The 12,583-nt window shown below is 68.2% G+C and carries 14 protein-coding genes; 2 read left to right on the forward strand and 12 right to left on the reverse strand.

The window, feature by feature from the left end; genetic code table 11:
- Positions 1 to 123 precede the first annotated feature (123 nt).
- Positions 124 to 1,356: a helix-turn-helix domain-containing protein gene (locus ACSFBF_RS17400; protein ID WP_435469066.1), complete on the forward strand. Its 1,233-nt coding sequence runs from the start codon at positions 124 to 126 to the stop codon at positions 1,354 to 1,356.
- Here the strand turns inward: ACSFBF_RS17400 and ACSFBF_RS17405 are convergent, their stop codons facing one another.
- The 4 genes from ACSFBF_RS17405 to xylF form a co-directional block, all read right to left on the reverse strand.
- Entirely contained in the window at positions 1,357 to 2,511 is a 1,155-nt protein-coding gene (locus tag ACSFBF_RS17405; RefSeq protein WP_435469068.1) for an ROK family transcriptional regulator, read from the reverse strand.
- A gap of 7 nt (positions 2,512 to 2,518) precedes the next feature.
- Positions 2,519 to 3,316 carry an ATP-binding cassette domain-containing protein gene (locus tag ACSFBF_RS17410; RefSeq protein WP_435469070.1) on the reverse strand — a complete coding sequence of 266 codons (798 nt, stop codon included), beginning with the start codon at positions 3,314 to 3,316 and terminating at the stop codon, positions 2,519 to 2,521.
- Between the two features lies 1 nt (position 3,317).
- Positions 3,318 to 4,508 (reverse strand): sugar ABC transporter permease, encoded by a 1,191-nt coding sequence (locus tag ACSFBF_RS17415; protein ID WP_435469072.1) that lies wholly within the window; start codon positions 4,506 to 4,508, stop codon positions 3,318 to 3,320.
- A 120-nt stretch (positions 4,509 to 4,628) separates the two neighbouring features.
- Positions 4,629 to 5,651 carry a D-xylose ABC transporter substrate-binding protein gene (xylF, locus tag ACSFBF_RS17420; protein ID WP_435469074.1) on the reverse strand — a complete coding sequence of 341 codons (1,023 nt, stop codon included), beginning with the start codon at positions 5,649 to 5,651 and terminating at the stop codon, positions 4,629 to 4,631.
- 264 nt (positions 5,652 to 5,915) lie between these two features.
- Between xylF and ACSFBF_RS17425 the strand changes: the two genes are divergently transcribed.
- A complete protein-coding gene (locus tag ACSFBF_RS17425; protein WP_435469076.1) occupies positions 5,916 to 6,197 on the forward strand; it encodes a hypothetical protein in 282 nt (93 codons plus the stop codon).
- Positions 6,198 to 6,216: 19 nt separating this feature from the next.
- Here the strand turns inward: ACSFBF_RS17425 and ACSFBF_RS17430 are convergent, their stop codons facing one another.
- The 8 genes from ACSFBF_RS17430 to ACSFBF_RS17465 all read right to left on the reverse strand — a co-directional run bounded on the left by ACSFBF_RS17430 (position 6,217) and on the right by ACSFBF_RS17465 (position 12,531).
- The gene (locus tag ACSFBF_RS17430; protein ID WP_435469077.1) at positions 6,217 to 6,717 is read right to left on the reverse strand and encodes a ferritin-like domain-containing protein; all 501 of its coding nucleotides are present in this window, start codon (positions 6,715 to 6,717) and stop codon (positions 6,217 to 6,219) included.
- Between the two features lie 451 nt (positions 6,718 to 7,168).
- The gene (locus ACSFBF_RS17435) at positions 7,169 to 7,642 is read right to left on the reverse strand and encodes a YbaB/EbfC family DNA-binding protein (RefSeq protein ID WP_435469078.1); all 474 of its coding nucleotides are present in this window, start codon (positions 7,640 to 7,642) and stop codon (positions 7,169 to 7,171) included.
- A complete protein-coding gene (locus ACSFBF_RS17440) occupies positions 7,639 to 8,145 on the reverse strand; it encodes an arsenate reductase ArsC (protein ID WP_435469080.1) in 507 nt (168 codons plus the stop codon). The genes ACSFBF_RS17435 and ACSFBF_RS17440 overlap by 4 nt, the downstream gene beginning before the upstream one ends.
- 84 nt (positions 8,146 to 8,229) lie before the next feature.
- Complete coding sequence (locus ACSFBF_RS17445) at positions 8,230 to 8,493, reverse strand: hypothetical protein (RefSeq protein WP_435469082.1); 264 nt, start codon at positions 8,491 to 8,493, stop codon at positions 8,230 to 8,232.
- Between the two features lie 26 nt (positions 8,494 to 8,519).
- Positions 8,520 to 9,038, reverse strand: coding sequence for a YbjN domain-containing protein (locus ACSFBF_RS17450; protein WP_435469084.1), 519 nt, complete (start codon positions 9,036 to 9,038; stop codon positions 8,520 to 8,522).
- Between the two features lie 28 nt (positions 9,039 to 9,066).
- The gene (locus tag ACSFBF_RS17455; RefSeq protein WP_435469086.1) at positions 9,067 to 9,993 is read right to left on the reverse strand and encodes a peptidylprolyl isomerase; all 927 of its coding nucleotides are present in this window, start codon (positions 9,991 to 9,993) and stop codon (positions 9,067 to 9,069) included.
- Positions 9,990 to 10,733: a hypothetical protein gene (locus ACSFBF_RS17460; RefSeq protein ID WP_435469088.1), complete on the reverse strand. Its 744-nt coding sequence runs from the start codon at positions 10,731 to 10,733 to the stop codon at positions 9,990 to 9,992. Before ACSFBF_RS17460 ends, ACSFBF_RS17455 begins: the two co-directional genes overlap by 4 nt.
- Before the next feature lie 25 nt (positions 10,734 to 10,758).
- A complete protein-coding gene (locus tag ACSFBF_RS17465) occupies positions 10,759 to 12,531 on the reverse strand; it encodes a putative porin (protein WP_435469090.1) in 1,773 nt (590 codons plus the stop codon).
- Positions 12,532 to 12,583: the final 52 nt, after the last annotated feature.

The raw sequence follows: 12,583 nt of genomic DNA on the forward strand, positions 1-12,583 counted from the left end.
AAGGATGGTCCGCGCGGGCTTCGCATTCATCTTCGGGATTTCCCCAGTCCGGTGCTGTTCCATTGCGGAACACATTCGACGCTGGTCCCGACCCCCGACCCCACGCAGGGAGGCAACGAACCCATGGCCCTCGACGAAAGAAGAATCGGCACGGCGGATGCGCCGCGCCAGCTCTTTGCCAGCACGCCCGCGCAGCGCGTGGCGCTCGCGCGGCAGCAGTTCTTCGAGGAAGGCGTGCGCCCCTCGGGCCTCGTCGGCGAGGCGGTGATCCAGTCGTGGATGCGCTGCAGCCGCACGCACACCGACCGCCAGCGCATCGTGCCCTTCGACGCGGTCACGCCCAGCCGCCTGCACGCCACGCTCGCGCGCAACCGCGAACTGCTCGACGTGGCGCGGCAGGAGCTGGTGCAGATGGAGCACGCGCTCGCGGGCACCGACTGCCGCGTGATCCTCACCGACAGCGAGGGCGTGCTGGTGCACGTCACGCAGCAGCCCGCCGCCGCGCACCAGCCGGTGCTGCGCAAGACCGCGCGCGTGGGCGTGAACATCTCCGAGCGCATCGTCGGCACCACCGCACCGGGCATCGTGGCGAGCACCGGGCAGGCGTGCACGGTCAATGGCGCGGAACACTACTTCGACGTGCTGTGCCAGATGCAGTGCGCGGCAGCGCCGATACGCGACGTGACGGGGCAACTGGCCGGCGTGCTCGACCTCACTGCGGAGGCGCGGCGCTTCGGCTTCGATGCAGCGTCGATGGTGGCGCTGTATGCCACGACCATCGAGAACCGGCTGCTGCAGGCGCAGTCGCGCGACCACCTGATCCTGCGCTTCCAGGCCAGCCCGACGCTGCTGGGCACGCCGCTCGAGGCGCTGGCCGGCATCGCGCCCGACGGCACGATCGCATGGCTCAACAACGCGGGCGCGCGGCTGCTGGGCCGGCTGCCAGAGGCGGCGGACGAGCGCGATGTCGAATGCCTGCTGGGGCATGACCTTGCGAGCCTGCTGCGGCTGGGGCGGCGCGAGGCGGCACAGCCGCTGCGGCTGGCGAGCGGGCTGGGCGTGTGGGTGCAGGCGCGGCTGAAGGGCGCGGACGGCGCGGACTTCCGGCATGCGGTGGCGATGCCGGGCGAAGCAGCGCCGCTGGCCATCGAACAGGATGCGCAGATGCCTGCTGCCGAAGCCTGCGAGCCCGAGCCCCATGCCGAGACAACGCTGCGCGAGCACAGCCGCAAGCTGATCGAAGAAACGCTAGTGGCGCACGGCGGCAATGTGTCGCAGGCGGCGCGGCAGCTGCACGTGTCGCGCGGCACGCTCTATCGCCGGCTGCGCGGCTGGAAGGAAGACGCCGCGGACTGATCAGGCCGCGGCGCGGGCCAACGCACGCGCGCGGCGCGCCTTCGCATCGGGCTGCAGCGGCCGCAGGTATTCGTGCAGCGCCAGCGCGGCGGCGCCCACCGCCGGCGCCAGCGCGCCATAGCGCGCGGTGCGCAGGTCGGGCGCGGGCATGCCGGCATCGTCGGCGTGGCGCTTCATGCTTTCGAACGCCGCCTGCGCAAAGCCGCGATGCTCGGCACACGCCTTGCCGCCGAGCACGATCGCGCGCGGATTGAATGTGACCCACAGGTTCTGCAGCAGCACGCCGAAGAAGGCGGCGGCGCGCGGCAAGTCAACCCCCTTGCGCTCCAGCACGCGCGAGCCGAAGAAGGCTTCGGCGCAGCCGCGTCGGCCGCATGAGCACAAGGGCCCGTCGAGTTCGAGAATCGTGTGGCCGATCTCGCCGGCCATGCCCTGCGCGCCGGTGAAGAGCCGGTCGTTCAGCACCACGCCGGCGCCCACGCCGACGTCGCAGTTGACGAAGACCAGCGGGTCTTCGCCCTCGCCCGCCGCAAATTCGTACTCGCCGAGCGCGGCGGCATCGGCGTCGTTCTGCAGTTGCACGGTCACACCGGGCAGGCCGATGGCGGCAAAGGCTTTTTCAAGCGCGGGCAGCAGGCTCACGTTGCGCCAGCCGAGGTTGGGCGCGAAGCGGACCACGCCGGTGCAGTCGTCCACCGCGCCGGGCACGCACACGCCGATGCTCGACAGGCGCAGGCCCAGTTGCTCCAGTTGCGCATGCGCGGCGGCGGCCATGCGCGCGACCTGCGCGCACACGCCGCCCGGCGAGCCGTCGGTGAGTGCGTGGGTGTTCGAATGCAGCACCTCGCCCTGCAGCGAGACGCACACGAGGCGCACAGTCTCCACCGCAATCTCCACGCCCATCAGCGCGCGCACGCCCACGTTGATCTGCAGCGGCGTCGAAGGCCGCCCGAGCCCGTCGGCCACGGTGGTGCCGGCCTCGCTGAGCCAGCCTTCGTCGATCAGCTCGCGCACCAGCAGGCTCACGGTCGACTTGGTGAGGCCGCTCTCGCTGGCCAGCCGCGCGCGTGACAGGCCGGGCTGCGCGCGCAGTAGCCGCAGCAGCACGCTGCGGTTCATGCGCTTGAGCAGTTGCTGGTCGCCTATCGTCTTCACGACAACATCAGGCAAGCGCGGCGGTGTCGGCGTGATGGGCCTGCTCCTTGCCCTCTGGCCGCTTGCCGGCAATGATCATCCCGAGCACTTCGTCTTCGGTCACGTCGGCGGTGCGGTAGGTACCGACGAGCTTGCCGTTCTTCATCACCGCGAGGCGGTCGCTCAGCGAGAACACATCGGGCATGTCGTGGGTGATGAGGAAGATGCCCACGCCGTCTGCCTTGAGCTGCTTCACGAGGCCGCCGACCATCGCGGTTTCTTCGGGGCCGAGCGCCGCGCAGGGTTCGTCCATGATGAGGATGCGCGCGTTGAAGTACAGCGCCCGCGAGATGGCCACCACCTGCCGCTGCCCGCCCGAGAGACGGCGCACCGGCACGCGGATGTTGGTGAAGTTCTTGTTCAAGCGATGGAACACCTTGCGCGCCTGCACTTCCATGAAGTGATCGTCGAGCGTGCGCCACGGGGTCATCTTCTCGCGGCCGAGAAAGAGGTTGGACACCGAGTCGAGGTTGTCGGCCAGCGCAAGGGTCTGGTAGATGGTCTCGATGCCCTGGCCCTGTGCTTCGGCGGGCGTGCGGATGTGGACCTTCTCGCCCGCAATCAGCGTGTCGCCCGAGTCGATGGGGTAGGCGCCCGCGAGCATCTTCATCAGCGTGGACTTGCCCGCGCCGTTGTGGCCCAGCAGCGCGACGACTTCGCCGGGGTAGAGGTTGACGCTCACGCCGTCCACCGCTTTTACGCCGCCGAAGGCCTTGCGGATTTCGCGCAGTTCGACGAGGGGTTTGGAGGTGTCGATGTCGGCCATTTCAGTTCTCTCCAAACTTGCGGCGATACAGCACGTCGAACACCACGGCCACGATCAGCACCTGCCCGATGATGACCATGCGCTTGCCGATGGGCACGTCGAGCAGCAGCATGCCGCTGTCGAGCGACTGCATGATGAGCGCGCCCAGCACCGAACCGAAGATCGAGCCGCTGCCGCCCGCCAGCGCCGTGCCGCCGATGACGGCCGCCGCAATCACGTACAGCTCCATGCCCGTGCCCAGCGAGTTGGTGCCCGCGTTGAGCCGCGCGATCGACACGATGGCCGCAATGGTGACCAGCACCGCCAGCAGCGCGAACAGCATCAGCGTGACGCGCTTGACCGGAATGCCCACCAGCGCCGCCGCGTCAGGGTTGCCGCCCATCGCGAACACATAGCGCCCGAAGCGCGTGCGGTGCACGATGAACGACAGCACGATGGCCACCGCCGCCCAGATCAGCACCGGAATCGGAATGCCCTGCGGCTCGCTCTTCGACGAGATCTGGTAGTTGTTCATGACCCATGCGAAGGCGACCACCACAGCCACCGGCACTGCGGTGATCAGCACGTCGAGCCACAGCGCCTCTGTCGGCATGTCGTAGCGCTGGCGCGCGCGGCGCTTCTGCAGCATGCGCCCGAACAGCACCAGCGCGACGATGGCCGCAAGCACCCAGCTCGCGGTGACGCCGATGCCGCCGTCGTAGCCGCCGCCCAGGCGCTGGAAGAATTCGTCGTTCACCGGCTGCGTCTTGCCGTCGGCCACAAGAAAGGCCGCGCCGCGAAACGACATGAGGCCGCCCAGCGTGACCACGAACGACGGTACACCGAGCACCGCCGTGAGCCAGCCCTGGTAGATGGACACCAGCAGCGCCACCGCGAGCCCCGCGAGGCAGGCCGTGGGCCACGACCAGCCCGAGGTGTATTGCAGGTACGCGATCAGCACGCCGACGAAGCCCATCACCGAGCCGACAGACAGGTCGATGTGGCGCGCCACGATGACCAGCACCATCACGGTCGACACGATGCCGACCACGGCCGTCTGCTGCGCGACGTTGTAGAGATTTTCGGGCGAGAGAAACACGCCGCCCGACATGACGCTGAACACCACGGCCATCACGGCCAGCAGCACGCACATCAATATCAGCCGCAGGTCGATGCCCGTGCGGCGCCACCAGCCCGGTGTTGGATTGCTCATTTTTGAAACCCCCTAGGGACTACAGGTGCGCAACCTGCCCTGGCCGGGCCCGTGATGGGCCGGCCGGAGGCGGCAGCGTTGCGCGGATGGACGCGCGACCAGCGCGTCCGTTGCTACGGCTTACTTGCAGGCGGCGGGCGCGCTCGCACCCGAGGCGCCCTTGCAGAGCTCGTCCTTCTTGATCCAGCCGGCCTTGACGACCACGTCGAGGTTGTCGCGCGTGATCGGCACCGGCGTCAGCAGGCGCGAGGACAGCGAGATCTTCTTGGCGCCGCCGGCCCACGGCGCGGCCTTGTCGACCGGCTTGCCGGCGGCCAGCGCCACGGCGGCGGTGGCGGCTTCGCGGCCGAGTTCGCGCGAGTCCTTCCAGACGGTGGCGGTCTGCGTGCCCAGCGCGATGCGGTTGAGCGCCGCGAAGTCGGCGTCCTGGCCCGACACCGGAATGCCGCGGATGCCCTTGGCCGAGAGCGCGGCCACCGCGCCGCCGGCCGTGCCGTCGTTGGCAGCGACCACCGCGTCGACCTTGTTGCCGGCCTTGGTGAGGATCTGCTCCATGTTCTTCTGCGCGACCTCGGGCTTCCAGCCTTCGGTGTATTCGTCGCCGACGATCTTGATGTCGCCCTTCTTGATGGCGGCGTCCAGCACTTCCTGCTGGCCCGCACGCAGGAAGTCGGCGTTCGGGTCGCTCGGCGAGCCCTTGATGATCACGTAGTTGCCCTTGGGCTTGACCTTGAAGACCTCGCGCGCCTCCATGCGGCCGACCTCGACGTTGTCGAAGGTGATGTAGAAGACGCCGGGCGCCTCGATCAGACGGTCGTATGCCACCACGGGCACCTTCTGGCGCGTGGCCTTGGTGACGGCGGGCAGGATCGCGTCCTTGTCCATCGCCAGCACGATGAGCGCCTTGGCGCCCTTGGACATCAGGCCCTCGATGTCACCGAGCTGCTTCTCGGGCGAGCCGCCCGCATCGGCACTGATGTACTTGGCGCCGAGTTTTTCCAGTTGGGCCTTGATGGCGGCCTCGTCGGTCTTCCAGCGTTCTTCCTGGAAGTTCGACCAGCTCACGCCGACCACGGTCTGCGCCATCGCGCCCACGGCCGTAAGACCGAAGGCCATGGCGGCCAGGGTGTGTTTCAGTTGCATCGATGTCTCTCCAATGTTGGTGCGCCCCGCGGGCATCAGCCGTGTAAGAAATTAGTTAGTTTGAAGGGCGAACTAACTATCCCATCGCTGCGAGGCTCTGGGCATCCGGGAATTCCCGGAGCGCATTGCGACCCCTGTCGCGGGATGCGGTCCTACGTTGCGGGCGTGTGCGGCCCGGTATCTTTCGCATCCTTCCCGCCTGGCGGGAGGCCTTATTCCGAACGCTCTTACGACCTTTGTCGCCGATGAACAAGGAGACAAAAAATGCTCACAGACATGCTCATGCTCAGGCAGATTGCCGCCACGCGGCTACCCATGGTGATGTCCTCGCGCAAGGACATCGATGAAGTCCTGAAACTGCGCGCCGCCGGACTGGTGCTCGCGCTGGTGCCCTCGGCCGCGGACATCGCGAAGATGCCCGGCCTGCGCGTGGTGCAGGTGCTTGCCGTCACGCAGAAGGGTTTCGAGGCGCTGCAGTGCGTGCGCTATCCGGGCGAAGGCGCACTCGAAAAAGAAAAAGGCCGGGAGGTCCCGGCCTTTTCGTGAAGCGCTCGATCAGCGCAGATCAGTCACGCGCACGCGCGGCATTGCGCAGGTCGCGGATCTGGTCGTGGTTGCTCTGCGCGCCCTCGGCCTGCATTGCGATCACGCCGCGCACGTCGGCCGGCAGGTTCTGCTTCATAGCCTTGCGGTAGCGTGCAACCGCCGCGTCTTCGCCGCGCTCGCACGACTCCAGGATCGAGAGCTCGCTGTTCGCGCCCAGCGATCCCTTCACGTGCACCCAGCCGCGGTGCAATGCGCCGCTGGTGGTGCCGCCGGAGGCCGGTGTGCCGCCGTAGGTGGTGACCAGGGCGATCAGTTCGGCACCGGCCTTCTTGCATTGCTCGGCGCGGCTGGCAAACAGCTGTTTCGCCGCGGGGTCCTTCACTTCTTCGGCGCAGGCGCGGAAACCGTATTCGCCGTCGCGCGAGTTTTCGAGCAGGTCGTTCAGCACGTCCACGACCTCGTCGTTGGCGAGGATGGGGCCTGTGTTCAGGGTGTCGGCAGTTGTGTTATTGAATGCCATGTCGGGGTCCTTTCGTTGCCCGTCTGTGCGACGGGCCGGGTCTGCAGGGTTCAGCCTTGCCTCTGCTTTCATTGATTGCTCTGGCGGCTGAGCGAAGACCCATGGTTGAAAGATCGACGGCGCCGCCGCGTCGTCACATCGGGCGACCCGGCGTAGGCGAAGGACGACCTGCACCGGTGTCTTCACTGCGCGCAGACGCTGAGCGGAGACGCGCGGGAAAACTCTGGGGAAAGTTTTGGCACAAGGGGCCGGTTGTCCACAGCCGGCCCGATGTCTCTCGAGTTGTTCCTTTTCGAGGCAGCCGCGAAAGCAGAGGTGCGCACAGTGAAGCAGGCAGCGCAAGTCGTTGTCAGCCATGGAAAAAAGCGCAGTTTCCACAGCAGGGGTTTACCCTTATCTACTACTACTATCTTGAATAAGAAGAATAAGTAGAGAGGAAGCGCGAACGCATTCAGGTGCGGGTGGCAGTGAAGCTCAACGTGAGCTGAAGCACCATCGGCTGGCGCATGTCGCGCGGCGGCGGTTCGGCCAGCGGCTGCGCGGTGAGCAGCGTGCGCAGATCGCGGTCGGCCTGTGCGTTGCCCAGCGAATCGAAGGCCACGCGCTCGACCTTGCCGTCGGCGGCCACCCACACGCGCACCACCACCGGCGCGGGTGGTGCCGTTGCCGCGGCGCGGCCGTCGTCGAGCATGCGCTCCTGCATCCATGCGTGCAGGCGCCGCACGGTTTCGCTGGCGGGGTCGCTCAGCGACGTCTGGAACTGGCTGCTCGCGAGGTTCGCGTAGCCGATCCAGTGCGGTGGCACCTGCTGCTGCCGCTGCGCCTGCGCCGGTGCCGCCAATGGGGCGGCGGCGCCCGCGAGGCCCAGGCCGAGCCAGCCGAGCGCAAGGCGAAGGCGGCCCCAGCGGCGGTGTGCACGTGTCACGCAGCCTGCCCCTCGCCGATGCGCGCCGCCTCGGCCCCGAGCACGAGGCGATCGATGCGTTCGTCCGGCAGTGCGACCAGCAGGTCGACGTGCCGGCGGATGGCGAGCATCGTGTGGACGAAAGCCTCCGGATCCCTGGCCGCTTCTTCTGCGCGCGGATCGGGATGCGACCAGTGCGAAGTCGCGGGCCGGCCCGGCCACACCGGACACGTTTCGCCCGCGGCCTCGTCGCACAGCGTGACGACCAGGTCCATCTGGGGAGCGCCCGGCAGGCCGAACTCGCTCCAGCTCTTGCTGCGCAGGCCGTCGATGGGAAAGCCCGCGCCCGCGAGGGCTTCGAGCGTGCGTGGATCGGGCTTTCCGTCGGGTGTCGGCGTGCTGCCCGCGGAGTAGGCGTGAAAGCGTCCGCCGCCCAGTTGGTTGAGCAGCACTTCGGCGATCAGGCTGCGCGCGGCGTTGCTGTTGCAGATGAACAGAACGTGGGTCACATGGCTGGAAGTCATGGGGAGTCTTCGGGGTTGTTGGGTCGCGTGATTTGATTCCGCGGCGGATTACGTGCGTGCGACGAGGTGTGACGCCTCCCCGGCTCAGGAGCCATCGGGCTCCTCCTCCTGCGATGGCTCCACGCGCGCCAGCGCACGGCGCGCTTCATTGAGTTCCGCCATCGAGATGTGCAGCTCGGCCATGGTCCGCGCCAGCAGCGTCAGCAGGGCCGCGCGCTGGCGCTGGCGCACGGTTTCGGCACGGCGCGCGCGTTGCGCCTGGCGCGCTGTCGTGCGGATGGCGCGGCTCGTCGGCGGGTCGTGGAGATCGGCCGGCGGAATCCGCGCGGTGCTCGTGTTTGCTGGCATCGCGCTTCGCTGCGTGCCGGGCATGTTCAGGCGGCCACGGAATCGCTGTTCGGCGCGGCACCGGCGGCATTCGCGGCATCGCCGCGCGTCGCTCCGGCCGGGCCGTAGTTGCGCAGGTGCAGGAAGAACTCGCCCATCATCTGCATCCACAGCCGCACCGCGAACGCAAGGTACGCCGGGCTCACGCCGCCGGCGACCACCACGTCCATCTCGAGCACCACGAAGTCGCCGTGCTGCGCCACGCGCGCAAAACGCTTGGTGCGGTGCCATGCGGCAAGCACGGCCTCGGGCAGGGTGCCGCCCTGCACGTGCAGCGGGCAGCTCAGGGTGAAGTCGGTGTACTGGGTGGTGGTGACGGGGTTGCCCCACAGCACCTGGAAGCCGATGCCGTGGCTCGCGCTGTGCAGGCGCACCACGCCGTCCTGCTCGATGGTGGTGACGGCGCCGCCAGCGGCCTTGATGGCGTCCGACACCTGCTCGGGCGTGACGGCGTCCAGCAGGTCGGTGGCGGTGGCTTCGTTGTTCGTCGGTGTGTTGCTGCTCATGGATGGCCCCTGTGGATGGATGTTGTGTTCAATTGGTTTTCTTGACCGCCGCGTCGAGCGCCGCGGCGTCGATGCTCAGGTTCGTGGCCGGTGCGGCCTTCGCGAGGTAGGCCTGCACGAGCTGCTGCTGCCGCTGCTGGCGCAACGCGGCCTGCAGCCTGGGCTTCATCTCTTCGAGGGTGGCGGTGCGCCCGGGCTGCACCTCGAGCACCTTCACGACGTGGAAGCCGGCCTCGGCCTGCACCGGGTCGCTGACCTGCCCGGGCTTGAGCCGGGCGACGGTGTCGCGCAGCTCGGGCAGCATGCGCGCGAGCGGCAGCGTGTCGACCTCGCCGCCGCGCTCGGCGCTGCGCTTGTCCTGCGAGCTGGCGCGCGCGATGGCCGCGAAGTCGCCAGTGCGGGCCTGCCGGGCGAGCCGGCCTGCCTCTTCGCGCACCTTGGCGACGGCGGCCGCATCGCGGTCGGGGGTCGCCAGGAAGATCTGCGCGACGCGGTAGGCGGCCGGCAGGTTGAAATTGGCTTTTCCCTGCTCGTAGGCCACTTTGATGTCCGCGTCGGATGGAAAGTCCGCGGGCACCTGACTCATCGATTCGAGATAGCTGGTGCTCACGATGCGCGCGGTGATCTCCCGCGTGGCGGCGTCGATCTTCGCCTTGACCTCGGGCCGGTCGGCCCAGCCTTTGGCACGCGCGTCGCGCAACACAGCTTCGCTCAGCAGGCGCTGGCGCAGCCAGCCGTCGAGCGTTGCGCGGTCGGTCTTGACGGCGGCGCGTTCGTTGTCGGGCAGTGCTTGCAGCAGCTTCTCCACCTCGTCCTGCCCCACGGTGATTTCGCCGAGGCGGGCCACGACGGCGCCGCCTGAAGCAGACGCGGACGGAGGCGTCTGCGCGCCAGCCATGCCGATCGACGAGGCCAGCAGCACGAGCGCGGCGGACGATGACTTGAGATGCTTCATTGCTTGTCTCCCGATGCGGGCGCGGGTGCGGATGCAGCAGCTGCGGCAGGCGCCGGCGCACCCACGGCGCGCACGTCGAACTTGCTCTCGTACAGCTTGTCGCCGTACTGCTGCGCGATCTGCTCGAACTTGACGCGGCTCTGCGCCGCGAAGGGCTGGCGCGACGCGAGCACGGTGCCCACGTCCACCGTCTCGTAGGCCCGCAGGATCTCCTGCCCCACCGCGTAGAGCTGCGCGTTCTTGGCCTCGCACTGCGTGATCGCGGTGCGATGCGTCGCGGCCTCGGTAGCCAGGCGCTGCCGCTCGGCCTCGGAGGCGCGCGTCATCTTCAGCAGTTCGTCGTAGGCGCTGCGGTACTGCGCGATCTGCGCCGTGGCCTTCTCGGACGTTGCCTGCGCCTGCTGGCGCAGTTGCTGGCTGCCGGCGCTGGCCGCTTCACGCGCCTGCCGTTCGGCCGCGAGCTGTGCCTGGCTTTGCGCCAGCTCTTTCTTCAGCGCATCGAGCTCGGGCCTGGCCGGCGCGGCGCCGGCCGCGGGTGCGGACGCGGCGGGAGGCTGCCCCGCCTTCAGCGCGGCCAGTTCGTTCTGCGCCTGCTGCAGCTGCGACGTGGTGATGCGCAGCTGCGCGCGAAGCCGCTCCTCCATGCTCTGACCGCCCGGTGGCTGCTGCTGGGCGTGGCTCGCTGTGACCAGCGTGGCCAGCGTGGCCAGCAGCAGCGCCGGGAAGATTTTTCTGGACACGGCAGGCTCCTTCTTCTTGTTGTTGTCAGAAACGCGCATTGAATTCGAGCTGCAGCGTGTCGATCGACAGCGGCGGCCCGTAGACCTCCTTGGTCGAAATCCAGCGGCCGGTGAACCACATGTTCTTGTCGATCGCGTACGAGCCGCCCAGGAAGTAGCCGCGCGCATTGGTGCCGCCGCCATGGAAGGTCGAGTCGTTGTAGCCGTCGGGCATCGAGTCGGGCTCGATGCGCTTGTAGCCGGCCAGCACGTTCCAGTCGCCGCGGTTGGCCGGCGCCGGCTTGCCGTAGGTGGCCTGCAGCATGTAGGCATTGCCGCCGCTCTTGAAGTCGGCCTGGGTGGTGCCGCCGGTGGCGCCGAAGTTGTTGACGATGGCGCCGCGGATGCCCGCGCGGTTCCAGATGTCCCTGGAGTCGTAGGCGGTGTTCTTCACGAAGTTGGCGTCCAGGCGCAGGTTGTTGCCCGCCACCGCGGTGTCCCAGCGCAGGTTCAGGTCGATCAGCCGGAACTTCGAGGCCAGGCCCACGTACTGCGGCTGCGGCGTGCCGGCCGGGTTGAGCGGATCGAGCGTGATGTCGCGCAGCAGCATGAGCGTGTTGCCCTTCTGCATGAAGGCCGGGCGCGACCAGTCGGTGCTGCAGCCGTCGGCGCCCGCATACAGCGCGCAGGGCTGCGAGACCTGGCCGCTGATGTTGCGGAAGTTGTAGTACGCGAGCGCGCCGCGCACGCGGTTGTCTTCGTCGATCTTCCAGTCGGCGCCGAACTGCGCGCCCAGCAGCCACTTGTTCTCGCTCTTCATCTTGTCCTGGCTGCGGCTGGGCGAGTTGTCCGAGCTGTACTCCAGCGGAATCAGCCCCAGCGTGCCGAACAGCGAGAGGTCCTTGTTCGAGGCCAGTTTCTTCTCGAACTGCGCGGCGATGCCGTCGAAGTTCAGGTCGCTGGAATACAGCAGGTCGGTCGACATGAACGGGTTGCCGAAGCGGCCCGCGGTCACGGTGAGCCAGTCGACCGGCTTGTGCGAGATCCACATCTGGTCGAGCCACACGCTCTTCTTGCTCAGGCCGCCGCCCAGGGTCTGGGTGGTCGAGACCGGGCTCTCGTCGCTGCCCGAGGCCAGGCGCACGCCGGCCTTGGTGTTCTCGGTGAGGTCGGCATAGATGCCGAGCCGCGCGCGGGCGCGGAACAGGTTGCGGCGGTCCTGGCGGGTGTTCAGGATCGACGGCAGCGCGAGGTTGGTGTTCGGGTTGACGTCGTAGCCCGTGCTCTTGTTGAGCTCAGCCCAATTGATCTCGATGTTGCTGTTGTTGCCCGCGTAGCTGCGCGACTCGTTGCGCACGCGCACGTCGCCTTCCACGCGGATGCGTTTGCTCCACTCGGGCGTTTCGTTGGGCGCGGCCCAGCCTTCGTCCTTGGCCTGCGCCATGACCTGGGCCTTGACCTCGTCGCGGATCTGGTCGCGCACGGTCTGCGAGATGTAGGGCACGCGCACGTCGCCCGGCTCCAACCGCACGCCGCCGGCCACATTGGCCGATGCGGCGGTGGCCGCGGCCGTCATGCGCTGCTGCGCCTGCTGCGCGGCGATGGCCTCGGTCTGGGCCTGGGCCAGCAGGGCCTCGCCCACGTCCTTGGCGAGCGTGCCGCTCTGGATCAGGCCGCGGATCAGCTTGACCATGGCGGTCTCGGTGGGCGCAGCGGCTGTCTGTGCGGCGGCATGGCCGGCCGACAGGACGAACACGGAGGCCACGGCCGCCGCAAGCGCGCATTTGCGCAGGATCGGGATGTGTTGAAGGTGGTTCATCGCTTTGTTCGCAACTTGGTTCGCAGGATTGAATGGGACGGTCGGTGTGGCG

This window comes from Variovorax nivicola (assembly GCF_051216475.1).
In the GTDB taxonomy this organism is placed as follows: Bacteria; Pseudomonadota; Gammaproteobacteria; order Burkholderiales; family Burkholderiaceae_C; genus Variovorax.